Source organism: Flagellimonas allohymeniacidonis, assembly GCF_004296335.1.
Taxonomy (GTDB): domain Bacteria; phylum Bacteroidota; class Bacteroidia; order Flavobacteriales; family Flavobacteriaceae; genus Flagellimonas; species Flagellimonas allohymeniacidonis.
Genome location: NZ_SGIU01000001.1, coordinates 242407 through 268515, shown reverse-complemented (window position 1 = coordinate 268515; position 26109 = coordinate 242407). Strand labels below are relative to the sequence as shown.

Genomic DNA, 26109 nt, shown 5'->3' with positions numbered 1-26109 from the left:
CGACGATGCCCTTCCGTTGAAATGACAAAAATCATAACTGAACCTTATCCCTAGTCTTACATTTGGTAAGAACCACTATACAAGCAAATCATGGAGACATCTTTATTCTTAGCAAAGTTTTGGGGATCATACCTTATCGTTTTCTTCTTGGTTTTGGTGTTCAATCCAAAGCGCATCACAGCGATTTTTGAATATTTACTGGACAAAAAATTCCTTTTAGTGACTGCCTTTGTGGCCATTATCATGGGAATCTTAAATATCCTTTTTCACAACATATGGGTCAGTGATTGGAGGCTGTCCATCACATTGATTGGCTGGATTTCTTTAATTGTGGGTATTGCTTTCTTTACATTTCCTGTAAAGTCAGCAGCATGGCTTCAATTTAAGAACGTGAAATTCTTTCAAGTGCTATATGTGCTGCTTCTGTTTTTGGGAGTTTTCTTGTTGTTGAAGGGATATACCTAAAAAAGGAGGTTAAAACCTCCTTTCCTAATCCATTGGCTATAGCCTTGTACTATACCGTCTCTTTTTCCTTTTGTCGACTTTCGGCAATTTTAGCAATCATGTCCGGCACTTTTTCAAATGCTGCGGCCAAACCGTGGGTTTTTCCAGCTTCCAAGAAAGATATCTCATCTCCTCGGGTGACCAAGAATCCAATGGGTTCGATGCCCATTCCGGCTCCAGCTCCCATTCCTTCTCCTTTACTTCCTTTGGCTTCGGTACCTTCGCCTCCACCAGAGCCAAATCCCATACCTACTTTAATGACCGGCACACAAATGAACTCTCCCAATTCAAATTGTTTTCCGACGACTGTTTCTGTGTTGGCCTCCGTTTTTATAAAATCCGTAATCTGCGCCAACAGTTCTTCAAAATGTAATTCCATGACCTATGTTTTAAGAGTTAATAAATACTTTGATGATATTAATGGGCCTGTTTTGAAGACATAGCACCATTCTATTTTTTCCTTGAAAGTTTATATGGAATCTTCCATAATAGTGATTCAGGAAGGCGAATACCGGGTACAATTTTGCGTTAAGTGTAAAGTCCCCAGTATCGAGATCTAAATAAATTTTTTTGAGCTTAAAAGATTTTAGGAGTCGCTTCGCCTTACGGTAACTAAGTGGGAAATGCTTGGACGGCTTACTTTCTACTTTCTTGATTTCCTTTTTCTTCTTTCTTTTTTTGGACCTCTTTCTCAAGGGATAAAGATTGAAGTGGATAAGTCCCATCTGAAAGTGCACTTTAATTATCTCCTCTTCATCTGCAAGTACACTTGCCTTTACCAAACCCTTTAATCTTACAAAATAGGAGTTGTTTTGGGTGTCTATGTACAGTATAACCGGAACAAACAAGAGGTAAACAATACACAGAACAATAAGAACCGATGCAAGTAGCCACCACATCTTTTAAGCTTTGTGCAAAGGAAGGCACCCACCATTCTTTTTCAAATGATGTGGGTCAATCTGAGCTCAATTTTAGTAGAAATAATTCCTGGGAATCGTTGATTTACAGAACCACTTTTCGAATTTCCCAGCCCTTGTCCTCCAAATAAACGGCTACCATATCATTGGCCAAATATTTGGCCCGTATTTCTGGAACCTCATATCTTTTTTTGGTCAATTGAATGTTATAGCGTCTATCAAAGAATTCAACAATTTTTCCGGAAGAATCAAGAAGAACATCGTGAAACTTGAAGTCGTAGATTCTTAATTTAAACTCGTTGGTCCCTCTAAAAACTTTGTCCACAATTACACCCGTAGCATATCCATTCTTAAATTGGGATACGTTAAGAAACTGATAGTCAACCACAAGCTCTCCCTTTTTGTTGATAAAGCCATACATGGGAATTTCATCATCTATTTTTTGAACTAAACACATACCTTCTTGAAATGCCGGATATCGAATGCCTGTTATCCCAATATCCCCAGATTGCGTATTTCGGTTCCACACCACATCATCCCGAAAGTCAATGGCAAGTTGACCTTTTTCATCAATGAAGCCCCATTGGTTTCCCTTTCGCACTGCGGCCAGTCCCTCTGCGAAGCTTCCTATCTCATCTATGCCTTCCAACTTTTCTTGGCTGAAACCGGAAACAGGGAACACAAAAAGTAACACGAGTAATGCATATATAGTTCTCATAATCTTGGATATTAATTTTCGGCAAGGTATTGTTTCACCCTTTATTGTAAAATGATTATTGTCAGCCCTTTACCCCTTTTCACAGGGGTTAGTGTCTGCTTGTTCCCAAAATAAAAACGGTGTTTTCTGAAGGAATGTTAAATGATAATATAAGATGCTATCATACTCTTCAAATCCTTGGGCAGGCCGTCCCTAATGTCTTCCATTTCTCCCATGGAAACATATTTTCTTAAGAAAACAAAGGTGGCCATAATATAGTTTTCCGCAACTTCATCGCTATACTCAAAATCGTTGATTGCCGCCTGACCATCGTGCTTCCGTACCAAGTCGATAAACTGTGTCATGTTCTTGGCTTTCACTTTTTTCTTTCTAATAGTCCATCCATTTACATATGCCGCTTTAATGAACATGGGCAATTGGGCGATAAACTGTAATGATTCCTCTGTCGTAATAATATCCCGTAGTGCATGTAAAATTGATGTCAAAATTCTACCGGCTTTATCACGATTGTCGCCCAAGTCCATTTCCTTGGTGTATTGCTTTAAAAAAGTATTTCCTTCCGCCGCGTATTGATTAAAATTAAGAGCCATGATTTTCAATTAATTGTTATACCAATAAATATGTGGAATTCCTTTTGATGGTCATATGATAGAGGTCACTTTGCCTAATGATGCTCCCATTTGATTCCAAAAGCTATTGCATAAACTAGAAAGAATGATAGGTGTTTGACCTATGGCGCCAATTTTGAAGCGGCGAAAAATATTTGCTCTTTAAACTTCTTTACCCTTTAACATCTTAGTCCAGTAGAGCCAAGGCAAAATGTATTTTTTAAGTACCCAAAGCCTCCAATGTTCTTTGGATGAATCCTTTATGAACAAACGTTTCAGTTTGGGGTCGGGCAAAAACTTTTTGGAATAGTCAAACTCGGCAAGTACCATTTTACCATACCCTGTAATAAAAGGGCAAGATGAATAGCCATCATAAGTTTTAGTGGATAAGGTATTTGATTTTATCAGACCAAGTAAATTTTCCACAACTACAGGAGCCTGTTTTCGAATGGCCGCACCAGTTTTTGAGGTGGGCACATTGGATGCATCCCCTAAACCAAAGACATTATCAAAACGCCTATGTTGTAAGGTGGCAGGATCTACATCCAGCCAACCATTTTCATCCACAAGATTGGTACCTTTAACAAAATCAGGAGGAGTATTTATAGGAACCACATGAATCATATCATACTTAATGCCGACCAAACCATCCCTTTCCGAAATATCCAAAGCTATTGGGTTATGTTCCTCAAAATTAGGTGTAGCCTTAAACCAGGCTACCCTATTTAAACCGTCAATTTTTTTTAGCTCGTGCCCAAACTTTACGTTTATTTTTTTTCTATGGACCACTTTCCACAGGGTTTTGGCTATCTCAGGGACCGCGAATATGGCATCCGCAGCAGATGCGAATACCACATTCGTTTTCTTTTTGATTCCCCTTCTTCTAAAATAATCATCGGCGAGATACATGATTTTCTGGGGTGCCCCTCCGCATTTATAGGGTTTGGGCGGCTGAACAAATAAGGCAGTACCTCCGTTGAATTTTTTAATGACATCCCAAGTATGATTCGGGTCGGTGTAGTTGCTACAGACCACCCCTTTGTCCAATACCTCTGGAAGTCCTTCAATTAGTGAAGGGTCGAGCTTTAGGCCTGGAGCCATGACCAGATATTCATATCGGTATTCTTTCCCATTTTGGGTCGATACTCTATTGTTTTCCGCATCCACGGATACTACGCTATCCTGAATCCAATCGGCTAACCTGGGTATGACAGATTTCATGGGCCTTTGGCTTTTTCTATAGCTATACGTCCCGCCTCCAACCAGAGTCCAAACCGGTTGATACCAATGACAAGCAGAGGGCTCAATGATGCCCAGTTGCAATTTTGGATTTTTCCGAAGAAGGCTGCTTGCCACCATGATTCCGGCGGTGCCGCCTCCAACAATAAGTATTTGATACCTCTTTGACATAGCAGTCTTATTTTGAAATTTTGTTTTAGCAATTACAGCATGGTCGTTGGTGCCTCATATTCTGAAATATCGAATTTTCCAGAAGCACTTATTGCTGTGAATCCACCCTTAATATCAATAAGGTTTTCGTAACCCAAAGACCTTAGGATGGATACAAAGACCATAGATCTATATCCGCTTCGGCAGTATACGTAATAGACCTTTTGTTTATCAATTTGACTTAGATGGTCCTTGACGTAGTCCAAGGGCAAGTTGATGGAATGCAATACATGTTCGCTATTGTATTCGCTCTTCCTGCGAACATCAATTAGATTTACATGCTTTTCTTCCATAATTATGGCCAAGCGTTCCGGTGAAATTGACTTAATCCGTTCTACGGGTTTGTCAGCTTTCTGCCATGCTTTGACACCTCCCTTTAAGTAGCCCAAGGTGTTATCGAAACCTATTCGTGCCAATCGGGTGGCTACTTCTTCTTCCTTACCCTTATCTGCAATGATGAGCAAAGGTGTCTTCACATCCATTATGGTAGTACCAACCCAATTCGCAAAACTTCCATCCAAACCTATGTTGTACGAATCTTCAATAAATCCATGCCCAAAATCTTGGGCATCTCTTGTATCCACAATAACCGCACAGGTTTCTTCCTTTGCCGCCTCGAATGCAGGAACGCTAAGCGGCTTGGTTCCTTTTTTTACTACTTCGTCAATGTTTTCGTATCCTTTTATGTTCAGAAGGACGTTTTGGGGGAAATAACCCGGAGGTGGAGTCAATCCGGTAAGGACACTGTCTATAAACGCTTCTTTGCTTAGAGATGGATCTAGGGCATAATTGGTCTTCTTTTGATGGCCCAGGGTATCGGTCGTCTCGTCACTCATCATTTTTCCACAGGCGCTTCCCGCGCCATGCCCGGGGTAAACAATAAGTTTGTCGTCCAAGGGCATAATCTTGTTGCGTAACGATTCAAATAGCAAGCCCGCTAGTTTTTCCTGGGTAAGTTCAGAAATGACTTTTTGCGCCAAATCGGGTCTACCGACATCCCCAATGAACAAAGTATCCCCGGTGAAGAGCGAAGTCGGCTGGCCCGTTTCATCAATCAAAAGGTAACAGCTACTCTCCATGGTATGTCCAGGTGTGTGAATTAATCGTATGGTCGCATTCCCAAGTTTAAATTCCTGACCATCTTCAGCGGAAATGAAATCAAAGCCTGTTTCCATTGTGGTTGGTCCATAGATGATTTTAGCACCTGTTTTATTGGCCAAATCCACATGGCCCGATACAAAATCAGCATGAAAATGGGTTTCAAAAACATATTCTATGCTAGCCCCACGTTCTTCAGCCATTTGAATATAGGGCTCTACCTCCCTTAAAGGATCAATTATGGCAGCTTTGCCATCACTTTCAATATAATAGGCTCCTTGAGCCAAACATCCGGTATAAATCTGTTCTACTTTCATCATTGGTAAATTTCAGTACGTTTTCTTTAAGTAATTCTTTTACAGCATTCTACGTCAAATGCAGTTGCAAACATCCAAAAAATAGAGGTAAAAAAAACTGATCTGAATCAGCTTGCAAGTGCACTGAATCACCAGTCAAGTTTTATGTCACTATTTTCATTTATATGATACTGGTCATGGTGCATAAAGAAATGCTCCAATACATTTGAATCTATAAAAGCTATCCCATGGAAAGGATTCTGGTACCTGTAGATTTTTCCGATTATTCTAAATATGCTTTGGAGGTCGCTGCCCAAATTGCAGGGGAGAAAAAAATGCAAATCACCGTACTTCATATGATTGGCATTTCCCCGTCAAGACTGGCCCTAAACGAATCGGAAGAGCAGAAAGAAGCAGAATATTACATGGACTTGGCTAAAAAACACTTTGCGAAATTTTTAAATGAGGATTTCCTTAAAGGAGTAAAGCTGGAGCTTATGGTTCAGAACTATAAAATTTTCAGTGAAATCAATGCAATCGTAAGAGAGCACCATATCGATTTAGTCGTCATGGGATCTCATGGGGAAAGTGGTTTGTTGGATTCTTTTGTAGGTTCCAATACAGAGAAAGTGGTCCGTACTTCAGATATACCTGTATTGGTGGTTAAAAAAAAGATTTCAAATTTCAAGTTGGACTCCCTAGTTTTTGCGTGGAATTTCAAGGAAGAAATTCTAAATGTATATAAAAGGGCAAAAAAGTTTGCCGATTTTTTCTCTGCCCGCCTTTATCCAGTGTATGTAAACCGGCCCACTTTAAATTTCAAGAGTGATAAGGAGCTCACCTCAGAAATAGATGAAATCCAGAAAGAAATCAATCTAACAGAAGAAGTTGTTATTTACAGCGATTACAGTGTTGAAAAGGGAGTTTTGCATTATGCCGAAAAAATCCATGCTGATGCAGTGGTCATTCCGACTCATGGCAGAAGGGGTCTGGCCCATTTCTTCTTGGGAAGCATTGGAGAGGATATCGCCAATCGCGCCAATATTCCGGTAATAACCTTCAAAACACATTGAGTGTAAAGGTAATGGGGTATACGCTCGAAAGGGAAGCTCCAGCTACACAACGGTGATGAACGGGTTGGAATTGTTTGTTTTATGGAAAGTCAAGATTTTCAAATCATTAAATCCTCTGGGGAAACCACAGGTTTCAAAGTCCACAAATTGAGAAAATCGCTCAAAGCAAGCGGAGCTAACGATACATTGGTCAAAAAAATTGTCAATCAGGTAATCGATGAACTTTATCCTGGCATATCCACCAGGGAAATTTACAATCGGGCCTTCGCGATGCTCAAAAGGGGGAAATCGGTCTATGCTTCCAAATACAAACTCAAAAAAGCGATATATGAGTTAGGTCCAACAGGTTTTCCTTTCGAGCAATTTGTTAGTGGGGTGCTCCACTATTCCGGGTATGAAACACAGATAAACCAAACGCTAAAGGGAACCTGTGTTTCACATGAAATTGATGTGGTTGCCGTAAAAAATGGGCAGTGGAACATAATTGAATGTAAGTTTCATGGTGAACAGGGGTTAAAATGCAATGTTAAAGTGCCTATGTATGTACATTCCAGATACTCAGATGTAAAGGAACCCTTGATCAAAACCAATAAAAAAGAACTTCAAAGCATTGAGGGTTGGGTGGTTACCAACACACGATTTACCGCAGATGCCCTTAACTATGGGAAATGCATGGGACTTTATCTTTTAAGTTGGGACCATCCAAAAGATAATGCCCTAAAAGACCGAATCGATAGACTTGGGCTTTATCCCCTTACCGTATCCACACTTCTTTCCAACAGGGAAAAACAATTCTTATTGAACCAGAATGTGGTTTTATGCAGACAAATACTGGGGAAAATTTATTTACTGGACCATTTAGGGATCTCGAATAGCAGAAAGGAAAGAATTATCGAAGAAATGAAACAACTCTGCATAGTTTAACAATGCGATGAAACACTTGAAAATACATTTTCTAGGGGGAGTGGGAACGGTAACAGGTTCCAAGTTTTATTTGGAGTTGGAAGATTACGGTATCCTAGTGGATTGCGGTATGTTTCAAGGCGCAAAATCGCTAAGGGAAGAAAATTGGAAACCTCTACCTATTGATGTGAGCAAAATCAACACCGTACTCCTCACCCATGGTCATTTTGACCATGTGGGTTACCTTCCGCTTTTGGTAAAGCAGGGTTTTAAAGGCAAAGTCTTGGGTACGGCCCCAACTTTGGAAATAGCCGAAATTATCCTAAAGGATAGTGCCAAAATACAAGAGGAGGAAGCCGAGAAGGCCAATAAAGAAGGATTCAGCAAACACAAGCCTGCTCTTCCCCTTTACACAATTGACGAAGTAGAAGAAACACTCCGATTCTTTAAGGCAATCGAACCAGGAAAATGGATTCCGCTTTCCCCCGCCGGGCATAAGGTTCGATTTCGATTTAATGGTCATATCCTAGGTTCTACGTTCATTGAATTGGATTTGCATGAAAAACGTTTCGTTTTTTCAGGAGACCTCGGAAGATTGCAGGATGATCTTTTGGATGCTCCCATTCGACCGAACTGGGCGGACTATCTTTTCATCGAAAGCACCTACGGAAATAAAAATCACCCTCATGAGGCTTTGGAATCCATTTTTGTTGATATGGTAAAGCACACCATAAGAAAAAGATCTGCATTGATCATTCCCACATTTGCCGTTGAACGTTTGCAATCGGTAATGTACTTGCTTTGGAAGCTTTACGACAAAAATGTTATCCCCAACATTCCCATTTTTGTCGATAGCCCCATGGGTATCAATGTCCTTGAAATTTTTGGCCGTTTTCCCAAATGGCATAAACTTTCAGAAAAAGAGTATCGCAACATGTGCAATCATGTTCATTTGGTAAGCTCGTACGCCCAGACCTGGGAAACCATTGATGACCCAAGACCAAAAATTGTTATAGCCGGAAGCGGAATGGTTACCGGGGGTAGGGTTTTGACCTATTTGAAGCAGTTGGTTGACAATCCCGATACAACCGTGATTCTTGTGGGATTTCAGGCGGAAGGAACCCGTGGAAGACAACTCTTGGAAGGGGCTCATGAAATTAAACTTATGGGTAAATATTGTCCGGTCAATGCCACCGTCTTGCATTTAGAGAGCCTTTCCGCCCATGCGGACCAACAAGAGCTTTTGCATTGGATAGATGAAATCAAGAATATACCCGAAAAAATATTTCTGGTTCATGGAGAAACTACGGCTCTAGATGCTTTCAGAACTAAAATAGTTGATGAAAAAAAATGGCGTTGCCATATACCTCAGCTACATGAAATTGTAACACTGGCCCTTTAACAAACCTCTATTCCTATTCTAGGCTTACAGTTTTACACCATAGGCCAAATCTCCTGCGTCACCTAAACCAGGCACGATATACCCCTTACTAGTCAACTCATCGTCAATTGCGGCAATCCATAGTTGGGTGTCTTCTGGAAAAACTTCTTGAACATGGGCTACCCCATCTTTCGACCCAATTACTGAAACAATATGAATTTTTTTAGGAGTGCCATGGGATTTTAAAGCTTGGCGGACATTCTCCAAGGTTTTGCCTGTGGCCAGCATGGGATCGGTCAGAATTAAGGTTTTACCATCTAGGGAAGGTGCGGCAAAATATTTTACGATGACTTCAAAATCATCACCCCCATCAGGATGGTGTCGATACGCTGAGATAAACGCATTTTCCGCCCGGTCGAAATAACTTAAAAGTCCGTGATGCAATGGCAAACCGGCTCGTAGCACAGAGCAGAGCACCAATTGTTCCGTGGCCAAGCTCGTTTTCTTGGTGCCCAACGGAGTCTGAATAGTTTCATCCTTATAATCTAAGGTCTTGCTCAACTCGTAAGCCAAGATTTCACCAATACGCTCAATATTTCTTCGAAAACGCATGGAGTCCTTTTGTATTTGGCTATCACGTATTTCAGCTATAAATGTATTTAGGAGGGAAGTGTCTTTGTCAAATCGATGGATAATCATCAAACTTCTATTTTGCTGGTTAGTATAAAACTAAGGAATTGGTTCGCCCGATTGCCCGACTATAAAGGTATACCAGAAATTTGGGATGAAGTCTTTTTTTGAGCCCATTGGTTATTCATTGAATCCAAGGCTCGGAATGGTCCTAAAGAAAATAGGGGTATTTTGCTACTGCGGTGCGTTCAAAACCGCTTCTATTTTGGAAATTATCTCTTCCAAAAATTCTTGGGAATTTTCAAGGTCAGACTCCCCTGTAATAGCGTCCAAATTATCCATCTTAGAATCGCCCTTTCCTGAGGTGGTCAGTACCACGGTCTTTGTTTTATCTACTTCACTCAATGCCAATACGAAGTCCTCAACTTCTTTTGGTGCTTTCCAATTTTCCCAAGTGTGGATAAGTACCATTACATCATAGTTTGAAGTGTTTTCTTTCCCTATTTTCAAAACATCTATCACGTTGACATGAATTGAGTCATTGGCATATTCATCAATGATGCCTTTGGTAATGGCGTCTTTAAACATGCTGCCCTGCGTTGCGATGAGCATGCTTTTGGGCATTTCATCCGACTTTACGGTATAACCTGTCACCGGATCCATCGAAAAGGTGTTTTTGTACCAGGTGGCCAAGGCAAACAACAAGAGCACTAAAATCAGAAGGGTGATCAATATTTTTTTAATCCATTTCATAGTTTTTCCTTAGGTAATCCAAGTTGTTATACTCTTCTCAATTGATGCTCCTCAACGTAATGTTCCAACAACTGCCGTAGTCCATTCATATAATCTTCGAGGGTGTCACGATCTATTTTAGGGTTGTTCTCTGCTGGGATGGTCATAGGCTGCTCTTCCAAAAACTTGTACAGTTCTGGATATTCCAACTCAATCTGATTGGTCAGCAAAATAATTTCACTCAATATCTCTTTTATTTCCTTCACAGCACCGTTTTTTTGATTCATTACGATAGCAATTGAGACTTTTTTATTTCGATGGCATGCTGCGCTATAACAAAAACATCTTTTTTCACCTCTCTAAACTCTTTTTTCAGGTTCTCGACCTCTACGGCCAGCTGAGAATGTTCTTCGCTCAACCGTTGAAAATATTCCGAGTAAGAAGCTTCAAAAACCTGAACCAGCGATTCCATATGTTTGTCCACTTTCTTGATCAAACAACGACATTTTCGAGTTAGTCCGTTCAGCCCATCATTTAGTATGCGTATATCGTCGGCATTACCTTTTTCCACAATCCATATGAAATAACTTCTCATGAGATTCCTCAAAAACTGCAGATCCTCTCGAAAGAAATCCAAATCGGATTTCCATTCTTTGGAAGAGGCATAAAGTTCTTCAACGCCTGCTTTTTCTAAGTATAGGGTATGTGATTGGATTCCAGAGTTATTCATGACAATGTATTAGAAGGTTATGGAGCTAAAGTAATGAATGGAGTATCTGGCGGAAATGATTAAAGTCAATCTATCAGCATTCTTTCGATTGACTTGGGTCATTTGAATTCTGCACATATTGGAATTATTTTGACTTACAACACCATGAACAGCTAATCCATGAAAACGGTTTTGCATTTATTGATTTTTGTTTTGCCCTTTGGTCTATTGACATTGAGTTATGGATTGCTCCTATTGGTTTTGATTTCAAAAAAAGGGAATACACAAATTTCCACGGCATGACGGCCTCAGCGATACATACTGACACGGTAAACATTACATTGAATGGTTTGACATTGCCAGGCAACTTAAGTGTTCCTGAAAATGCAACAGGTATCGTAATCTTCTCCCATGGAAGCGGAAGTAGTCGCTACAGCCCTAGAAACAACTATGTGGCAGAAATATTACAGAATACAGGTTTGGCCACCTTATTGTTTGATTTGTTAACTGCTGAAGAGGATGAAAACTATGAAAATAGGTTCAACATTGATTTGCTATCCATTCGTCTGATTGATGTGACCCACTGGGTACAGTCTTACCAAAAAACAAAAGGGTTGAACATAGGCTATTTTGGAGCAAGTACAGGAAGCGCTTCAGCGCTAAAAGCAGCCGCCTTTTATGGCCATGACATCGGGGCCGTGGTTTCTCGCGGAGGGAGACCCGATTTGGCCATGGCGGCACTGCCTAAGGTACTTGCTCCAACCCTTTTGTTGGTTGGCGGTTGGGATAAAGAGGTAATACAGTTAAATGAGAAAGCCTACCAAAACTTGAAGTGTGAAAAAAAACTGGTCATTATCCCACAGGCTTCCCATTTATTCAAAGAGCCAGGAAAGCTAAATGAGGTCGCCCAACAAACCGCAGATTGGTTTTCCACTAGGATTTAAATTCAATTAAAATGTTCAGAGATAGAATTGATGCAGGTAGACAACTATCAAATGCCCTAAAGGAATTTAAGGGTGGCGATGTGGTAGTATTGGCCATTCCTCGGGGAGGATTACCCTTGGGAAGAATCGTGGCCAACCGTTTAAATGCACCCCTGGATGTGGTTTTGACCAAGAAAATAGGACATCCATACAATAAAGAATACGCCATTGGAGCGGTTAGTTTAGAAGATTATATGTTGAGTGACGCTGTTGGAGTTACCAAAAATTACATTACCGAAGAAGTGGAAAGAATTCGACAAAAGTTAAAGCTTAGGGACAGCATTTACCATAAAAGCAAAAACCCTGAAGTATTGAAGGGTAAGACCGTAATTATTGTTGATGATGGTATTGCTACTGGCAATACTCTGATGGTCACAGTAGAGCTGGTAGCCAAAAAACAACCTGGCCAAGTGGTTGTTGCGGTACCTGTGGCATCAAAATCTGCAATAAAAAAACTGGAAGCATCACCTCATGTGGATGAAATTATATGCCTGATGGTCCCATCTGTTTTTAGATCTGTAGGCATGTTTTATGATGAGTTTTATTCCGTTTCGGATGAACAGGCCATAGCTTTATTGGAAGATCGGGAAACTATTGATGAGGGGTAGTCGTGTTGAAATTGAATCCTCATAACATCAAAAAGGGACGTCACCGTTCTTGCAATAACGCCCCTCACCAAATCTAGTTGTCTACAACATCCATGATGCCAAAGGTGACTTTCGCATTTACCCGATACTGGGAAATTTGATTGTCGCTGACCGTGACCTGCATGTCTTGAATGTAAACAGACCTGATATCTTTTACTGTTTTTGATGCCTCGGTGATGATGTTCTGCACCGCATCTTCAAAACTCTCTGTAGAGTTACCTAATATTTCAATTACTTTTAAAACTGACATGTGATTAAGTTTTTGAGATTCCTATGGTTTACAGAAAATTACCGCTGGCATCAGTTTTTACTCGCATCACCTGATCACCATTGACCAATTTGAGCTTGTATTTCTTTTTCACCCCTTTGTCTTCATGGAAATGGACAATGTAAATGTCCTTGGTGATGGTCCAATTTGGAAATCTTTTAAGTACCGCCTCCTTAACTCCAATGGGTAAGTTGATGTCCTTAAACTTTTCGGCGGTTCTAATGATTCGACCGTCTTTGTCATAGGTGGCCAAAATCTTTCCTTCAGGAATGTAAAATGCAACTTCATAAAAATCATACTCATCAAAGTAAATATCTGAGTTTTTGATGTCATATGCAGCTACCTTACGTTGAAGCGCTTCTACAGGAATAGAGGCGACCTCCTGGGTATCCACATTATTCAGATACTTGTAGTTGGTGGCGTACACTATTACTTCAGACAGCTTTTCGGTCTTCACGATTTGGGCAAATGATGGAATGGTTATCCCTAACACGAACAACCCTAACAGTATTTTTTTCATAACATTTAGAATTAATGATTAATATAAATTTGGACACATCCGAGGTCCAATCATGCCAAAAGTATTCCCTTGACATTCAAGCGACAATGATCTGAATCATTCAAAGAAAGTGTTGCCATGCCTCCATTATTTTCAATCTTACTAATGCAATTGCGGTAACCAAGATTGACATCCATCATTCCAAACGGGCTAATTCTTTCCGATATTCTCTTGCCCCATTGTTGCCATCAACTTGTGGATTCCTATCTTATAGTGATATTGTTGAATCAAAATGGTCCGTACACCCAAAACTCAAGCCCTTGTTTTAGCACCTTTACTAGGAATAGGGCTTTTTCTGTTCTTTTATGGGTTAGCGGCCCTAACTTATCCTGGGGGGTCAAATTTCGACGCGAACCAACTTGGTTTCGATATGAAGAGCAATTATCTCTGTGATTTGTTGGATACGAATACACCAAACGGACTTCCCAACCCAGCACGTTCGTATGCCCGACTCTCCCTTCTTGTTCTCTGCAGTAGCCTAATTCTTCTTTGGTACGATCTACCCAAACTTTTTAAGCTGAAGAGTATCAACCTTTCCATAATGAGAACAACTAGTATACTGTCATTGGGACTTACACTTTTTTTGGCAGCAGGCAATCACGATGTCATACTTCGAATTGCAGGTTTGTTAGGGGTGATGGCTTTGATTTCCTTGTTCATAGAATTGTTCAAGGCAAGGTACTATGCTCTTTTTGTGTTTGGCATATGGTGTCTTCTTATTTTCGTGCTTAATTATTTGATCTATGAAACAGGCTTTTCAATCGTTGCATTGCCCATAATTCAAAAGATTACCTTCTTAAGCTTTTTACTGTGGTTTGCATTCTTGAATATTACCCTCTTTAGAGTGATAAAAAGAAGAAGCAATGATTGGAAATAAAAAGTACCATGGTTTTCTGGGCTAGTAATCCCAGGTTAGTTTATAAAATAGTTCTTATGCTTTTTGAGTTCTTCATTGACCATTTGGACCGTTAACCTGCTGGTAATGGTCGCCCCAGAGATTCCATCTATCGTTTTGCCTCCCTTTATAATGTCTTTCCCATCTTGATTTAGCCCAAAGCTATTTCCCTGAAAATTGATCTTTGTGCCCACAAACTGATTTTCAAACGAGGAATATGTAATTGCAGCACCATACCCTTCCGATTCGGCCATATGCTCAAAAGCCACTTTTTTGATTTCCAAGGTATTCTTATCTATCAAAAACAGACCTCGTATATTGCCTCCATATCCTTTGTTTACGACGGTAAGAACGATTAGTCCCGATTCGCTGATTTCAAAGATGGGATAAGCTGTGGTCACCCCTTTGGTAATTCTGTCTTTGAACAGGTCAATGGCCTGATACATATCCAGCGAATCAATAGATTGATTTTCAGCAATGGACAAAAAGCGCATTTGGGAATTCACTTCAACCGAATCACTTAGGGAAAGTCCTGCAAATTGGGCTATACTGAACAATTCTTCAGGAAGCTTTTTGGTCTCTTGAACTTCAACGATTACGGTTTCTAGGTCTTTTTTTTCGGTCTTCTCCTTGCAGCTCCAAATAAGTGGCATTAACAAGAGGAATAAATATTTCGTTTTCATTTTGTTTAGGATTAAAACATTCAAGCTTTCCGATTGATTTTCAATTGGAATTCAAAATTGTGAAGTTTTAACTCAAAACAAAATGACAGTAATCATGTAAGGGTAAGGTCGATTAAGGAAAGTAAATGGTTAATTAGGCGACAGCAAGCGCTATTTCCATCATCTTAAAAAAAGAAGTCTCTTTCTCTTCAGGGGTTAGTCGTTCTCCCGTAACAAGGGAATCGGAAATGGTGAGGATGGTCAATGCATCTACCCCATATTTCGCAGCAATGGTATAGAGTCCGGCAGTCTCCATTTCCACACAAAGTACGCCGTATTTTGCCCATATTTTATAGCTATCGGGATCGGCTTCATAAAACTCATCTGCAGAAAGTACGTTGCCTGCATTAAAGGGGATGTTGTTTTCTGTCGCAAAACGTACCGCCTTATCAAAAAGTGCAAAGCTTGCCGTAGGCGAATAATCGGCATTTACAAAACGGGTATTGTTGATGCCTGATGTAGTTGAGGCAGCCATGGCAAGCACAATATCATTTAGGACAACATTAGTTTGATAAGATCCGGCAGAACCTACCCTGATAATTTGCTTAACTCCATATTCACTGATCAGCTCATTGCAATAGATCATGGCAGATGGAATACCCATGCCACTCCCTTGAACAGATATCCTTTTGCCCTGATAGTAGCCTGTATATCCCAGCATTCCACGTATTTGATTGTAGCAAACTGCATTTTCCAAAAAGGTTTCTGCAATCCATTTGGCCCGTAAAGGATCACCGGGCATCAGCACCGATTCTGCAATTTCATCTTTTTTCGCTCCTATATGTACCGCCATTGAATGTTTGTTAACTTGTTTTGATCAACTGGGGCCCCGAAGAGGTACCTATCCTTGAAACTCCCATTTCAATATACTTTACAGCGGTAGGCCTATCCTTGATTCCTCCCGAAGCCTTGATCAGGGCATTATCTCCAACTACGGATTTGATAAGTCTTACATCCTCAAAAGTGGCTCCCCCAGAACCAAAGCCTGTTGATGTTTTTATAAAGTCGGCCCCTGCTTCAACCGCCAAATGACTTGCCTTCTTTTTTTCATCATCGGTAAGAAAGCAGGTTTCCAGTATCACTTTAAGGATTTTATCCCCAGTGATTTGTTTTATTTGTCGAATTTCCTCTTGGACGAGACTATCAAGACCAGATTTTAACCATCCTATATTAAGAACCATATCGAGTTCATCCGCCCCCTTTTCAATATAGTCCTTGGCTTCTCCTATTTTGGCTTTGGTTGACATTCCCCCAAGTGGAAATCCCAATACAGTTGCCAAAAGCGTGGAGCCGCCCCCAAGTTCCTCTTTGGCCAATTCTAAATGACAACCTTGAACGCATACTGCTTTAAAACGGTGTTCCTTGGCTTCATGGCACAGTTTCTTAATATCCGCAATTGTGGCTGTGGGTTTAAGAAGGGTATGGTCAATATATTTCTCTAGCTGTGTCAAAGGGTATAATTGAAAAAGCCGCTTTAGTGATTAAACAGACTTTTCAATCTTTGTAAAAGTAGCATTTCAGATTTATTCTTGCCAGCAAAGGAAGATGCAATGGAATCAGCGGTGTCGAGTATCAGTTTTTTCACCTGGGAAGTGAACTTGTCTTGATGTTCTTTGTAAAATCTTTTGAACTCATTAAAATGGACTTCCCCACCTGTGTAATCTGTTTCTTGAAGCCAATCAAAGACAATCTCAATTTGATAAGCGGCATCGGTCCCAACTTCATCATCCACCGCATCGACATCCAACCAAAATTGTCTTACATATTTGCGTAGCCTTTTAATTTCAGAGGGCCTTACTTTTTGATCCGTTGCGGCAATTGCATAAAAAAGTTTGCCTAGGTTCTGGTAAAATTGGTTTCCTATTCGCTCAGAATTCAACATTTAGTAAATTTTAGATAGTGTAAAAATATTCCTATCCTTTCGCATTCAATATGATAAAGGTTAGTTTTTCAAGTCAGATTTTGAAGAGTCCAAGTACTTCGAGTTTGCCTCCCACTTGATTTGAATATTTTCATTGGTTGCTTCTACGAAGGTTTTTATTGCTCCTACCTCGGTTGCTCTGTTGTTCCCTGTGGTACCTGTCGATATTATCTCCATAGTAATTCCGAATCCGAACCGATTTACTCCGTCTCAAATCAATAGTTCTAAATCGGGAAGGTAAAACCTTAACAGATATCCAAACCCCATTATCCAAATAGAAGTAACTCCGCAGTGAAAGGTCATAATAAATAAAATGATCAGGGAAATACACATATCGAACTGCTTCCAATCTGTTCGGGTAAAACCAAGGTGGGGGCGGGTCTGCCAATCGGTGTGAAACCAGTACTGGTCCACAACCAACACTCAGCCCCAATACGAGCAATAAAAAAAATCTTTTCAGCTTCATTTCTAAAATTTTATTCCAACAAAATAAGTGCGGAGTCCTATCTTGGTAAATGATATGGATCATTTGAAAACCATAGGTGTCGAGCTACTTTTAGCTGAACTAGAAACGTCAATTGTAGGTTATGAAAGCAAATGAAGAAATCCCAAAAACCGATGCAGAAATCAAAAATGATGTACTGGAGGAACTGGAATGGTTACCCGATATTGATGAAACCGAAATTGGGGTCATCGTTGAAGACGGAACTGTTACGTTAATGGGGGTCGTGGACAGCTATATAAAAAAAGTAGCCGCGGTAAAGGCGATAAAAGGTATTGCCGGTGTAAGGGCGGTAGCGGAAAATATTGATATCAAATATGGCAATGCCTACAAAAAAACGGACAAGGAAATAGCCAAAGCAGCAGCTAATGCTTTGGAATGGAATTCTTCAATACCTGCAGGAAAAATAGATATAACCGTTGAAAATGGATGGGTCTACCTAACTGGGGAAGTTAAATGGAAGCACCAAAAACACGCTGCCAAAAAGGCTGTGGAAAATTTATTGGGTGTAAAAGGCGTAAATACAAACAGTCTTATTATCGAGAAAACCGTTCAGCCATCAGAAGTTACTGATCAAATAGTAAAGGCGTTTGAAAGATCAGCGGATATCGAAGCTAAGGGCATTCGCATTTTAGTGGATGGACATACGGTACAGTTGAAAGGTCGGGTCCATTCCATAAAAGAGAAGGAGGAGGCAGAAAAAGCGGCTTATAAGGCTCCAGGGGTTCGCGAAGTCAAAAATGATATTACCGTACAGTTCTATCCTGTATATTCTTAAAAAAGTAGTTTCAAAATGATCTACATCATTTTGCGGATGCATTGACCTTACTACTTTAGCACCATCGTTAAAATAAAACGTTCATTCAAAGATTGATTTAAGATAAAGCCTTGGAGGTAGCAATATTTTCAAAGCTTAAGCAAGTAGCGCAAAAATCAATTGATTCATTTGAATTTTTTAGCTTGTTCGCTCAGGCTAAAAGATCAGTGTAAGTAGTTATGAGATTGATGTAATGCTTGTTGAGAGACCGGAGTACTTCGGTAAGCCGGTCTCTTTTTTCAAAATATTAAAGCACTGGTCGTTGTTTTCGCAAGATTGCAATTACCAGAGTGAAGTAATTGACTCTTGAAATATAGAAGCCATTTGATTATTCGGTTTTAGCAATAATCCCTTTTAAACAATTGGTTGTTTGTATAGAGAGAATTGATTTCTTCATAGAAAACAGGGAGTGTGAACTCCCTGTTTTTGTTTTTATGCGGTTTATCTTGCTAATCCTTATCACCCAAAATCAGCAATGCGTTGAAGTTTACTCCGATCCAATAGAATCAATCTCCTTTTCTTGCCCACTCCCACTAATCCTTGCTCCCTAAATTCTGTCAAAGCCCTTATCGCAGTTTCCTTTGCTGTACCAATCATAGAAGCTAGATCTTCACGGAGTATGTCCACCCCTTTTTGTTTACTGTCCTGAATAAATCCCTTATCGTGCAATTCCAGAAGAGCTTTGGCGGCCCGTTGTTTCACCGAGGAATAGGCAATGTCCACCAATTGCTCTTGCAAATGGGCCATGCTATCCGATATGATATCAAGAAATTTATTGGATACCTCACGGTCTTTGTACACCAAATTGGTAAAATCGCCTTTGGGGATACTCAAAAGCCTGGTTTTTTCCAAAGCCACGGCGGTCTCAAGATAGGTACCAGACTTATTCAAAAGGGACAGTTGACCAAAGAAATCCCCTTTGCCGTGCATTCCTGTCACCATTTCTTTACCACTTTCGGTCACTCTGTGGGTCTTTACGCTTCCTTCTTCTATAAAATATAGGTTATGGGCGGCATCTCCTTCCTGAAATATCTCTCCTCGACTACTAAACTCTTGAAGTTTTCGGTTTTTTGAAAGTAGTTCCATTCCCAAATATTCCGACGCACTTTTGAAGAAACTGTTGATGCCTTGGGTGGTTTTTGAGAACTTTCGTTGCAGAAAATCACTTTTCTTAAGGCGCAATTTAATCGCATCCAATAGTTCATAAGCCTCAAAAGGCTTATAGAGATAATCATCGGCACCCAGGCTCATTCCTTTGCGAATGTCTTCTCGTTTGTCTTTGGCCGATAGGAACACAAAGGGAATACCTGCTGTATTTTCATCTTCGTTCAAGGTCTCCAGAACGGAATACCCATCCACTCCAGGCATCATAATATCACTTACTATAATATCTGGTAATTCCGCCTTCGCGATTTGAATCCCGATAGATCCATTTTCAGCGGCCAAGACAGTATACTTAGCCAGTTCTAAAATCTCCACAATGTTCTCTCGAACGTCTCTATTGTCTTCAATTACTAATACTTTCTTCATGGCTATTAACTTTTTTGGGGAATTTCAGGGTAAAAGTGCTCCCTTTGTTTTCTTCACTTGTAAAATTCAGCTTCCCATTCATGAGTTCGGTGTATTGTTTTACAATGTGCAATCCAAGACCGGTTCCTGCAATGTTAACGCTATTTTTTGCTCGGAAAAACCGTTGAAACAAATGTTGCTGTTCTTCTATGGGAATCCCTATTCCTTTATCCTCAACCGTCAGGAACACTTCATATAATCCATCATGGATCTTAAGAAGTATTGGACTATTTTCCTCAGAATATTTTACAGCATTGCTCAAGAGGTTTAGAAGGATATGGCGCATTAATTTAGGGTCCAGGTACACGCTAATATGCGCGCCATTGCTATCCAGTGTAATTTTTTGCCCCGCTTTTTTACTGACCTCGATTTCTTCTATAATGTTTTTTGAAAGATCGATGATATCAAAATACTCCGGCTGGGCAAGGGTCTTTCCTTCGTCTAGCTTACTCAAGGAAAGGAAGTCATTCAAAATGGATACCAAGTGTTGAACGTTGGACCGTATTCGCATCAAATGTCGAAGTCTTCGCTCTTCCTGACCTACCTCATTTTGTTTTTCAATCAAGGTGGCAGAAGAAAGAATAACACTGAGCGGAGTTCTAAACTCATGCGAAGCGGTACTAATAAATCGAGATTTCAGTTCGCTGAGTTCCCTTTCCCTTTTTAGATTTTCAAGCATTTTGGTCTCATTTTTTTTTCGGTCCGAAATGTTCAACAAAACCAAGAGGGCATGAGAAATATTACCATTTTCGGTGGAAAGCGGAGTGGTATTGATAACATAGGGAATGCGCTTATATTCCGTTTCAAAACTTAAGTGTTCTCCATCCAGGGTTCGCTTTATGTACCTTTTGAAAATCTCCTTGCGCTGTTCAGAAAAATCTTTGAGGTCAGCAATTTTCACTCCTCCATTATCCCTTATCTGCTTTTGAATACTTTGCAGCTCCGACCCCTCCATAAAGTGGATATACATCTTGTCATCGACCAACAATATGGCTCCTTTCGGAAATTTTTTGGCAATGGCCAAAAACATGGCCTCACTGGTTTCGGCCCTTTTTTCCGCTTCTTTGGCTTCAGCAGTCTGACTTACAAGCTCGAAGTTGGAAACTGTTAGGTCATTGAGGGCTTTTTGAAGTTCCTTGGTATGTTTTTCCACTTTCCTTTCTAGGCCCTTGGAGTAATTCGCTAAGCGTTCGTGGCTTTCATTTAAGAGCTTTTGGGACTTTGCCTGTTCAAATGCCAAGCTGGCCAAACCGACCATTTCCAAAATCAACTCCTCCTCATTTTTAGTGGGTGCGACCGCTTTAGGGTGAAACACGGATAGTACACCCAGAATATCGTAATTGCCATCCACCATGGGATACGACCAGCATGCCGATACATCACTTTCTTTTACTATGTCATGATATTTGGACCAATGGGGCTCATCCAATATATCTTTCACGATTTCCTTTTTCTTATGGAAAGCCACTTGGGTACACGAGCAAAAATTGGATCCGATAAGTATTTCATCCAAGGCCGAACCCAATGCTTCTGGCAAGGATAGACCTGCCATTCGGTGCAAAGTTCTTTTATGCTCATCCATAACCATGAGCGCAAACATTCCCTCTTTTATCCATTCTTTGAGAACTTCTAAGATCTGGGTGGTAATGCTGATTAAGGATTTCTTCTTCACTACCATTTCAAGAATGTCATTCTTAGCCTTACGCAAGAGTTGCATATTCTTGCCATGGGTGACATCATTTTGAATTCCAATAAAATGGGTGAGTTTACCTTCGTGATCTTTTACTGGAGTTATCGAGAGTTCATTCCAAAAGAGGGTACCATCTTTTTTATAATTTCGGATGATCACATGGCAGGCTTCACCTTTTGCGAGAGCACGACGTATGGTCTCAATTTCTTCCTGGTCTCGGTCATGGCTCTGCAAAAAGTTACAGTTTCGACCCATGGCCTCCCCACTAGAATATCCCGTAATCTTTTCAAAGGCCTTGTTGACATAGATTATTGGAAAGCCCTTCTTGTTCGCATCTGAAACTAAAATCCCGTTCCCTGCAGCATTTAGGGCTCGGTCCGCGACCTCGAGAGAACCGCCCTGTTCCATGATATCCGTTACGTCCTGAATAAACCCTTCCAAAAAAAAGGCCTCTTTTCCGTTCCTCTCTATTCCAATACCGGTTTCCCGAACCCACCGCACTTTTTTGTCAATATCCAGTATCCTGTATGTAATATGAAATCTTTTGTTTTGCTCCGTCGCCTCTTTCACTAAATCCTTTACCCTTTTATGGTCTTCTGGGTGAATTAAGCTTCCCCAGCTGATTGTCGGAGAAACCATAAATTGTTCTGGTGAATACCCGGTTAAATTCTTACATCCTTCGCTGATGAATTCAATGGTCCAATCCTCATCGTTTTTGTATCGATATACGATACCTGGGAGATTCGCAACAAGCGTCCGAAGCTTTCTGTCACTCTCAAAAAGAGCAGAGCGACTTGTCTTTTGTTTTTGAAAATATTGCTGCGATGTCATAAGCAAGCATTTACCGTGTTGTCCTTGTAAAAAAAAACCGACCGATGAACGGTAACCTTAGGGGTGTTTCAATATGGTGCTTTACGGCCTTGCTCCGAACTCTTAAAAGAAATGCAAAGTTCGCATGCAAAACCCGGATGGTCTAGCGGGGGTTGGTATTCTTTCAAATGTAATAGGTTGCATTGCATTTAAGTATGACCATTGTCATAAAGAGAATCCCCATCAACAAAATTCTTGCGGTCTACTACAGAATTCTGAGGACAGGGATTTTACAAAAAGACACTATTTTATGAAACCTCAATAACCTTAGGTTTTTGTTTTTTCGCTTCTTCCTTTTTTACCAATTTAAAGCTCAAGATACCATCGTTATATTTGGCCTTAACAGCTTCTTCCTTCACACTTTCAGGTAATTGAAGTGAGCGTTCAAAGGAGTTATAGCTAAACTCTCTTCGCGTGTAGTTCTTCTCTTTTTCTTCCTCAGTTATCGATTTCTCAGCTGAGATATTTAGGCATCCATTATCGATGGTGACCTCAAAATCTTTTTTCGCGAATCCTGGAGCTGCCAATTCTATTTCAAAATCTTCTTCGGTTTCCTTAATGTTCATGGCAGGGGTCATGGTCTTACCATTCCAAAAGCGATCTTTTAAAATGCTACTGTTCCATATGCGATCTTCAAAGAAATCGTCAAGATCAAAGAAATTCGATCTCATCAGATTTCCGAATGGTCTTCTTTTAAATTTTGTTAATGACATGATACTTATCTTTTGGGTTCTACAAATCAGTTGGCGCTAAATTAGACCGCACTGTTCCACTGTAAAATGATCCCGGTCAACTGCATAGCATCCTACCAAAGAGATTCGCTTTTTTCCTTAATGAATCAACAAAAAACTCTCTCTAATTAGCGTTGGGCAGCACTGACCTGAGTCATTTTAGTTTAGTCAACGCATTCCTATTTTATGGGTTAAAGTTTGGCTCATGAAAAATTCAGTAACAAAATCAAATCGCATAAACGAAGCAGAGGAACTTCACTGGGAATCCACTACATGGAAATCTCAATTTTTGCATATGGAGGATGAACTTCTCTTTATTGAGAGATTGTTGAATTCCTATGTTTTTGAACCCAACACCCCCAACTTGTTTGAACGACTTATGGATTATAAATCAAGAATAAAGGAAGTTTGCCAACGTAAGGACGAGGTTGTTAACACCCTTTCCGAGCACGAGAGCCAACTTGGGGGTATGCTCGAACGTGATGATAGGTTCTGCGACCAAGTCTACTTTGGAAAACATGATGAGATCAAATCCGAAGTGAAAGAGTGTCTTGGGGATTTTCAAAACCTAAAGACTGAAATCTTCAACTACGCCGGTAGCATTTTGAGGAAACATAAACCCGATAAAAAGGTATGATCCGTGCCATTAGGGTTTAATGTCCGTTAATGGACAACCATTTTTTCGAATTTCCAAACTTTGAAATTGGACCAAAAGGCTTTGCTAGAAAGTTTTATCTTCTATTGTCTCTGACAGGTTATTTTTCTGCGTAGCTCTTATCAAAAAGTTTACCTTTAACCATTGACAAAACACAATGATAAAGGCTGTAATTTTTGACCTTGACGGTACACTGATCCAGACTGAGGTATTAAAAGCAACTTCTTACGCCAAGGCCATACACTACCTAACCAAAGGCCAAATAAGTGAAAGTAACGTTTTGGATATTTTCGGTCAATTTGTGGGTCTTTCGCGAAGCGAAGTGGTTCGGGGCCTTGCCAATCACTTTTCTGAGGAATTGGGAAGCCATCTGAAAACCAATGATCTAGAATTAATAGGTGAACAGTTAATTGAAAAACGGTTGGAGGAATATAGGTCAATCTTAGAAGATACGGATCTTCTCTCACAACATTTTTGCACTTTCACACTTGGTCTTTTCCATAAAGTATATTCCGACGAACTTTCAGTGGTACTAGCAACCATGTCCCATTTGCCCGAGGCTAAACGAATTACCTCAATTATGGGGATTCACGAAAAGTTCAATTTGGTTCTCACGAGGGATGATGTAAAAAATGGGAAGCCGGACCCAGAGATTTACGATTTGGCCAAAAAAAGATTGGGTTTACAATCCGATGAATGTTTGGTAATTGAAGATTCCGTAAATGGAATAAAAGCCGCTCAAAATGCCAATATGACTGTTTTTGCTGTGACGAATAAAGTCACCCGCAAATCGGTTCATGAGTGCCAGCTTTTGGAACCTGCTTACATTGTCGACCAACTAGAGGGTTTGAGTGCGAGGATATACAGTTTTATCGAATCAAAAAAGAAGGAATCACAAAAATCGCAATAGCGATTTGGATTTAATACCACTGGCCAAACCCGGTACTGAATAAATACGCTTTTTAGAATCATATTCAATGAGCAATGAAATACAAGCTAGACTATTTATTTTCTAGAAATAGTTGATTAGAGCAAGTATCCCATTGTAGGATATAATCAAGGAAAAGAACAGAGCGGCTATTAGACCTATGTTAATCGACCTACCTGTTTTGTATCCCTGCATTAATTGTCTGTTGTTTATCAAGAAGATGATTCCAAAGATGACCAAAGGCAATACAAATACGTTGAAAATCTGTGATAAAATCTGCATCTCAACAGGATTTGAGCCAAAGATTGGTACTATCATAGCGAAAAGACAGGCAAATGCCGTAATGATTTTAAACTGTCTTGAGCTGGTGTCCAACTCCCCAGATTGATAGTCAGCGATCAAAATAGGTACTATCAACAAAATCGGAAAAATTGAAGAAAGGCCTGCACTAAGTGTCCCAAAAAAGAAAAGGGTCAGGGCAAATTTACCAGCAACTGGTTCCAAAGTATTTACCATATCCAAGACTTGTGTCACCGGTTTACCATCGTAAAAAAGGGCCCCTGTAGCTACGGCCATAATGGTTGCACTTATTACAAAAACCAAAATTGCCGCTGTGATGGCATCTTTTTTTTGTTGTTTCAGATTTTTGATGGTCCAGCCTTTGCCTTTTACAAAAAGTGGACGGGATAAAAAGGTCGCAGCAGCCATGGTTGTTCCAACAAATGCAGCAACCAACATTTTACCGCCTTGCACCTCTGGAACACTAGGAACTAGTCCTTTTATTACATCCAAAGGCATAGGATATACCATAAACAGGGATATTAAGAAAGAAAGTCCCATGATGGTGACAAAAATGACAAGGATTTTTTCGAAGAAGGTGTATTTACCAACCAAAAGCAGGGCATAAAATATAGCGGTTACCACTGCAGCAATACCTATTACAAATTCATATTTGTTTTGGGAAATCTGTGGAAAATAAATTGCAAATATTTCATATATAATATTCGAAGAAATGCCCATGATGCCCATCAAGGAATTCCATTGACCGAAAGCGATTCCAATAATGATAAGGATGGCCATGGCCTTTCCCCATTTGAGATGTTTTTTAAAGGCAAATAAGGCAGTTTCTCCCGTTATCAGGGTGTAATTACCATAAACATATATGAGAATCCCTGAAAAGAGGCAACTTAACAGTAAAACCCATAACAATTGCATTCCATAGGTGCTCCCAGCAACAATCATTGAGGTGACACTTCCCGTACCAATCGTATACCCAATAGCAAAAATGCCAGGACCAAATGCCAATACAATGGCAAGTAGTTTTTTCACCAATG

General features: G+C 40.1%; 31 protein-coding genes. 10 read left to right on the top strand and 21 right to left on the bottom strand.

From position 1 onward, the window contains the following. Positions 1 to 90: 90 nt before the first annotated feature. A complete protein-coding gene (locus EW142_RS01125; RefSeq protein WP_130608459.1) occupies positions 91 to 465 on the top strand; it encodes a hypothetical protein in 375 nt (124 codons plus the stop codon). 49 nt (positions 466 to 514) lie between these two features. Here EW142_RS01125 and EW142_RS01120 read toward each other — a convergent pair whose 3' ends face one another. From EW142_RS01120 to EW142_RS01095, 6 genes are all read right to left on the bottom strand, one after another. Next, positions 515 to 883, bottom strand: coding sequence for a GerW family sporulation protein (locus tag EW142_RS01120; protein ID WP_130608456.1), 369 nt, complete (start codon positions 881 to 883; stop codon positions 515 to 517). Between the two features lie 10 nt (positions 884 to 893). Continuing rightward, entirely contained in the window at positions 894 to 1403 is a 510-nt protein-coding gene (locus EW142_RS01115; RefSeq protein ID WP_130608453.1) for a hypothetical protein, read from the bottom strand. A 103-nt stretch (positions 1404 to 1506) separates the two neighbouring features. After that, complete coding sequence (locus tag EW142_RS01110; protein ID WP_130608451.1) at positions 1507 to 2139, bottom strand: WG repeat-containing protein; 633 nt, start codon at positions 2137 to 2139, stop codon at positions 1507 to 1509. Between the two features lie 137 nt (positions 2140 to 2276). Next, positions 2277 to 2729: a DUF2267 domain-containing protein gene (locus EW142_RS01105; protein ID WP_130608448.1), complete on the bottom strand. Its 453-nt coding sequence runs from the start codon at positions 2727 to 2729 to the stop codon at positions 2277 to 2279. A gap of 180 nt (positions 2730 to 2909) precedes the next feature. Continuing rightward, the gene (locus EW142_RS01100; RefSeq protein WP_130608445.1) at positions 2910 to 4157 is read right to left on the bottom strand and encodes an NAD(P)/FAD-dependent oxidoreductase; all 1248 of its coding nucleotides are present in this window, start codon (positions 4155 to 4157) and stop codon (positions 2910 to 2912) included. A gap of 32 nt (positions 4158 to 4189) precedes the next feature. Then, positions 4190 to 5611, bottom strand: coding sequence for an MBL fold metallo-hydrolase (locus EW142_RS01095; protein WP_130612358.1), 1422 nt, complete (start codon positions 5609 to 5611; stop codon positions 4190 to 4192). Positions 5612 to 5838: 227 nt separating this feature from the next. On the opposite strand from EW142_RS01095, the gene EW142_RS01090 reads away from it, so the two are divergent. The 3 genes from EW142_RS01090 (at position 5839) to EW142_RS01080 (ending at position 8968) form a co-directional block, all read left to right on the top strand. Next, positions 5839 to 6663 (top strand): universal stress protein, encoded by an 825-nt coding sequence (locus tag EW142_RS01090; RefSeq protein ID WP_130608442.1) that lies wholly within the window; start codon positions 5839 to 5841, stop codon positions 6661 to 6663. 81 nt (positions 6664 to 6744) lie between these two features. Further along, entirely contained in the window at positions 6745 to 7587 is an 843-nt protein-coding gene (locus EW142_RS01085; RefSeq protein WP_130608439.1) for an ATP cone domain-containing protein, read from the top strand. A gap of 7 nt (positions 7588 to 7594) precedes the next feature. Continuing rightward, positions 7595 to 8968 carry an MBL fold metallo-hydrolase RNA specificity domain-containing protein gene (locus tag EW142_RS01080; RefSeq protein ID WP_130608436.1) on the top strand — a complete coding sequence of 458 codons (1374 nt, stop codon included), beginning with the start codon at positions 7595 to 7597 and terminating at the stop codon, positions 8966 to 8968. 24 nt (positions 8969 to 8992) lie between these two features. Here the strand turns inward: EW142_RS01080 and upp are convergent, their stop codons facing one another. From upp to EW142_RS01060, 4 genes are all read right to left on the bottom strand, one after another. Continuing rightward, positions 8993 to 9646, bottom strand: coding sequence for a uracil phosphoribosyltransferase (upp, locus tag EW142_RS01075; protein WP_130608433.1), 654 nt, complete (start codon positions 9644 to 9646; stop codon positions 8993 to 8995). 165 nt (positions 9647 to 9811) lie between these two features. Beyond that, positions 9812 to 10330, bottom strand: a complete 519-nt coding sequence (locus EW142_RS01070; protein ID WP_130608430.1) for a hypothetical protein — start codon at positions 10328 to 10330, stop codon at positions 9812 to 9814. A 26-nt stretch (positions 10331 to 10356) separates the two neighbouring features. Then, a complete protein-coding gene (locus EW142_RS01065) occupies positions 10357 to 10596 on the bottom strand; it encodes a hypothetical protein (protein WP_240740127.1) in 240 nt (79 codons plus the stop codon). Further along, positions 10596 to 11039 (bottom strand): hypothetical protein, encoded by a 444-nt coding sequence (locus EW142_RS01060; RefSeq protein ID WP_130608427.1) that lies wholly within the window; start codon positions 11037 to 11039, stop codon positions 10596 to 10598. Before EW142_RS01060 ends, EW142_RS01065 begins: the two co-directional genes overlap by 1 nt. A 278-nt stretch (positions 11040 to 11317) precedes the next feature. On the opposite strand from EW142_RS01060, the gene EW142_RS01055 reads away from it, so the two are divergent. Together EW142_RS01055 and EW142_RS01050 are read left to right on the top strand one after the other, a co-directional pair. Continuing rightward, positions 11318 to 11962, top strand: a complete 645-nt coding sequence (locus EW142_RS01055; RefSeq protein WP_130608424.1) for a dienelactone hydrolase family protein — start codon at positions 11318 to 11320, stop codon at positions 11960 to 11962. 11 nt (positions 11963 to 11973) lie between these two features. Further along, positions 11974 to 12609 carry a phosphoribosyltransferase gene (locus EW142_RS01050; protein ID WP_130608421.1) on the top strand — a complete coding sequence of 212 codons (636 nt, stop codon included), beginning with the start codon at positions 11974 to 11976 and terminating at the stop codon, positions 12607 to 12609. 73 nt (positions 12610 to 12682) lie between these two features. On the opposite strand, the gene EW142_RS01045 is transcribed toward EW142_RS01050, so the two are convergent. After that, on the bottom strand, positions 12683 to 12898 hold the full coding sequence (locus tag EW142_RS01045; RefSeq protein ID WP_130608418.1) for a dodecin family protein: 216 nt from the start codon (positions 12896 to 12898) through the stop codon (positions 12683 to 12685). Between the two features lie 28 nt (positions 12899 to 12926). After that, positions 12927 to 13436: a nicotinate-nucleotide adenylyltransferase gene (locus tag EW142_RS01040; RefSeq protein ID WP_130608415.1), complete on the bottom strand. Its 510-nt coding sequence runs from the start codon at positions 13434 to 13436 to the stop codon at positions 12927 to 12929. A gap of 409 nt (positions 13437 to 13845) precedes the next feature. On the opposite strand from EW142_RS01040, the gene EW142_RS01035 reads away from it, so the two are divergent. Then, a complete protein-coding gene (locus EW142_RS01035; protein ID WP_240740126.1) occupies positions 13846 to 14352 on the top strand; it encodes a hypothetical protein in 507 nt (168 codons plus the stop codon). Positions 14353 to 14387: 35 nt separating this feature from the next. On the opposite strand, the gene EW142_RS01030 is transcribed toward EW142_RS01035, so the two are convergent. The 5 genes from EW142_RS01030 to EW142_RS01010 form a co-directional block, all read right to left on the bottom strand. Continuing rightward, positions 14388 to 15053 (bottom strand): FMN-binding protein, encoded by a 666-nt coding sequence (locus EW142_RS01030; RefSeq protein WP_130608409.1) that lies wholly within the window; start codon positions 15051 to 15053, stop codon positions 14388 to 14390. 133 nt (positions 15054 to 15186) lie between these two features. Continuing rightward, on the bottom strand, positions 15187 to 15885 hold the full coding sequence (gene deoD, locus EW142_RS01025; protein WP_130608406.1) for a purine-nucleoside phosphorylase: 699 nt from the start codon (positions 15883 to 15885) through the stop codon (positions 15187 to 15189). A 10-nt stretch (positions 15886 to 15895) separates the two neighbouring features. Continuing rightward, on the bottom strand, positions 15896 to 16543 hold the full coding sequence (gene deoC / locus EW142_RS01020; protein WP_130608403.1) for a deoxyribose-phosphate aldolase: 648 nt from the start codon (positions 16541 to 16543) through the stop codon (positions 15896 to 15898). 23 nt (positions 16544 to 16566) lie between these two features. After that, on the bottom strand, positions 16567 to 16974 hold the full coding sequence (locus EW142_RS01015; protein ID WP_130608400.1) for a hypothetical protein: 408 nt from the start codon (positions 16972 to 16974) through the stop codon (positions 16567 to 16569). 130 nt (positions 16975 to 17104) lie between these two features. Continuing rightward, on the bottom strand, positions 17105 to 17479 hold the full coding sequence (locus tag EW142_RS01010) for a hypothetical protein (protein ID WP_130608397.1): 375 nt from the start codon (positions 17477 to 17479) through the stop codon (positions 17105 to 17107). 121 nt (positions 17480 to 17600) lie between these two features. On the opposite strand from EW142_RS01010, the gene EW142_RS01005 reads away from it, so the two are divergent. After that, positions 17601 to 18293: a BON domain-containing protein gene (locus EW142_RS01005; protein ID WP_130608394.1), complete on the top strand. Its 693-nt coding sequence runs from the start codon at positions 17601 to 17603 to the stop codon at positions 18291 to 18293. Between the two features lie 498 nt (positions 18294 to 18791). On the opposite strand, the gene EW142_RS01000 is transcribed toward EW142_RS01005, so the two are convergent. From EW142_RS01000 to EW142_RS00990, 3 genes are all read right to left on the bottom strand, one after another. After that, complete coding sequence (locus tag EW142_RS01000; RefSeq protein WP_130608391.1) at positions 18792 to 19862, bottom strand: response regulator; 1071 nt, start codon at positions 19860 to 19862, stop codon at positions 18792 to 18794. Next, complete coding sequence (locus tag EW142_RS00995) at positions 19840 to 22422, bottom strand: PAS domain-containing protein (RefSeq protein WP_130608388.1); 2583 nt, start codon at positions 22420 to 22422, stop codon at positions 19840 to 19842. Before EW142_RS00995 ends, EW142_RS01000 begins: the two co-directional genes overlap by 23 nt. Before the next feature lie 287 nt (positions 22423 to 22709). Then, the gene (locus EW142_RS00990; RefSeq protein WP_313790892.1) at positions 22710 to 23132 is read right to left on the bottom strand and encodes an Hsp20/alpha crystallin family protein; all 423 of its coding nucleotides are present in this window, start codon (positions 23130 to 23132) and stop codon (positions 22710 to 22712) included. Between the two features lie 265 nt (positions 23133 to 23397). On the opposite strand from EW142_RS00990, the gene EW142_RS00985 reads away from it, so the two are divergent. Together EW142_RS00985 and EW142_RS00980 are read left to right on the top strand one after the other, a co-directional pair. Beyond that, positions 23398 to 23829, top strand: a complete 432-nt coding sequence (locus EW142_RS00985) for a hypothetical protein (RefSeq protein WP_130608382.1) — start codon at positions 23398 to 23400, stop codon at positions 23827 to 23829. A 175-nt stretch (positions 23830 to 24004) separates the two neighbouring features. After that, positions 24005 to 24757 carry an HAD family hydrolase gene (locus EW142_RS00980; protein ID WP_130608379.1) on the top strand — a complete coding sequence of 251 codons (753 nt, stop codon included), beginning with the start codon at positions 24005 to 24007 and terminating at the stop codon, positions 24755 to 24757. A 102-nt stretch (positions 24758 to 24859) separates the two neighbouring features. Here the strand turns inward: EW142_RS00980 and EW142_RS00975 are convergent, their stop codons facing one another. Beyond that, positions 24860 to 26104, bottom strand: coding sequence for an Nramp family divalent metal transporter (locus EW142_RS00975; protein ID WP_240740125.1), 1245 nt, complete (start codon positions 26102 to 26104; stop codon positions 24860 to 24862). Positions 26105 to 26109 lie beyond the last annotated feature (5 nt).

Coding starts and splice junctions, on each gene's coding strand:
- EW142_RS01000 (WP_130608391.1), bottom strand. CDS start 19,862: ATGAAGAAAGTATTAGTAATTGAAGACAATAGAGACGTTCGAGAGAAC.
- EW142_RS01080 (WP_130608436.1), top strand. CDS start 7,595: ATGAAACACTTGAAAATACATTTTCTAGGGGGAGTGGGAACGGTAACA.
- EW142_RS01035 (WP_240740126.1), top strand. CDS start 13,846: ATGAAGAGCAATTATCTCTGTGATTTGTTGGATACGAATACACCAAAC.
- EW142_RS01090 (WP_130608442.1), top strand. CDS start 5,839: ATGGAAAGGATTCTGGTACCTGTAGATTTTTCCGATTATTCTAAATAT.
- EW142_RS01060 (WP_130608427.1), bottom strand. CDS start 11,039: ATGAATAACTCTGGAATCCAATCACATACCCTATACTTAGAAAAAGCA.
- EW142_RS01120 (WP_130608456.1), bottom strand. CDS start 883: ATGGAATTACATTTTGAAGAACTGTTGGCGCAGATTACGGATTTTATA.
- EW142_RS01065 (WP_240740127.1), bottom strand. CDS start 10,596: ATGAATCAAAAAAACGGTGCTGTGAAGGAAATAAAAGAGATATTGAGT.
- EW142_RS01085 (WP_130608439.1), top strand. CDS start 6,745: ATGGAAAGTCAAGATTTTCAAATCATTAAATCCTCTGGGGAAACCACA.
- EW142_RS01030 (WP_130608409.1), bottom strand. CDS start 15,053: ATGAAAACGAAATATTTATTCCTCTTGTTAATGCCACTTATTTGGAGC.
- EW142_RS01010 (WP_130608397.1), bottom strand. CDS start 17,479: ATGAAGCTGAAAAGATTTTTTTTATTGCTCGTATTGGGGCTGAGTGTT.
- EW142_RS01105 (WP_130608448.1), bottom strand. CDS start 2,729: ATGGCTCTTAATTTTAATCAATACGCGGCGGAAGGAAATACTTTTTTA.
- EW142_RS00990 (WP_313790892.1), bottom strand. CDS start 23,132: ATGAGATCGAATTTCTTTGATCTTGACGATTTCTTTGAAGATCGCATA.
- EW142_RS01070 (WP_130608430.1), bottom strand. CDS start 10,330: ATGAAATGGATTAAAAAAATATTGATCACCCTTCTGATTTTAGTGCTC.
- upp (WP_130608433.1), bottom strand. CDS start 9,646: ATGATTATCCATCGATTTGACAAAGACACTTCCCTCCTAAATACATTT.
- EW142_RS01015 (WP_130608400.1), bottom strand. CDS start 16,974: ATGTTGAATTCTGAGCGAATAGGAAACCAATTTTACCAGAACCTAGGC.
- EW142_RS01040 (WP_130608415.1), bottom strand. CDS start 13,436: ATGAAAAAAATACTGTTAGGGTTGTTCGTGTTAGGGATAACCATTCCA.
- deoD (WP_130608406.1), bottom strand. CDS start 15,885: ATGGCGGTACATATAGGAGCGAAAAAAGATGAAATTGCAGAATCGGTG.
- EW142_RS01095 (WP_130612358.1), bottom strand. CDS start 5,611: ATGAAAGTAGAACAGATTTATACCGGATGTTTGGCTCAAGGAGCCTAT.
- EW142_RS00985 (WP_130608382.1), top strand. CDS start 23,398: ATGAAAAATTCAGTAACAAAATCAAATCGCATAAACGAAGCAGAGGAA.
- EW142_RS00980 (WP_130608379.1), top strand. CDS start 24,005: ATGATAAAGGCTGTAATTTTTGACCTTGACGGTACACTGATCCAGACT.
- EW142_RS01100 (WP_130608445.1), bottom strand. CDS start 4,157: ATGTCAAAGAGGTATCAAATACTTATTGTTGGAGGCGGCACCGCCGGA.
- EW142_RS01005 (WP_130608394.1), top strand. CDS start 17,601: ATGAAAGCAAATGAAGAAATCCCAAAAACCGATGCAGAAATCAAAAAT.
- EW142_RS01125 (WP_130608459.1), top strand. CDS start 91: ATGGAGACATCTTTATTCTTAGCAAAGTTTTGGGGATCATACCTTATC.
- EW142_RS01045 (WP_130608418.1), bottom strand. CDS start 12,898: ATGTCAGTTTTAAAAGTAATTGAAATATTAGGTAACTCTACAGAGAGT.
- EW142_RS01115 (WP_130608453.1), bottom strand. CDS start 1,403: ATGTGGTGGCTACTTGCATCGGTTCTTATTGTTCTGTGTATTGTTTAC.
- EW142_RS01050 (WP_130608421.1), top strand. CDS start 11,974: ATGTTCAGAGATAGAATTGATGCAGGTAGACAACTATCAAATGCCCTA.
- EW142_RS01110 (WP_130608451.1), bottom strand. CDS start 2,139: ATGAGAACTATATATGCATTACTCGTGTTACTTTTTGTGTTCCCTGTT.
- EW142_RS00995 (WP_130608388.1), bottom strand. CDS start 22,422: ATGACATCGCAGCAATATTTTCAAAAACAAAAGACAAGTCGCTCTGCT.
- EW142_RS01055 (WP_130608424.1), top strand. CDS start 11,318: ATGACGGCCTCAGCGATACATACTGACACGGTAAACATTACATTGAAT.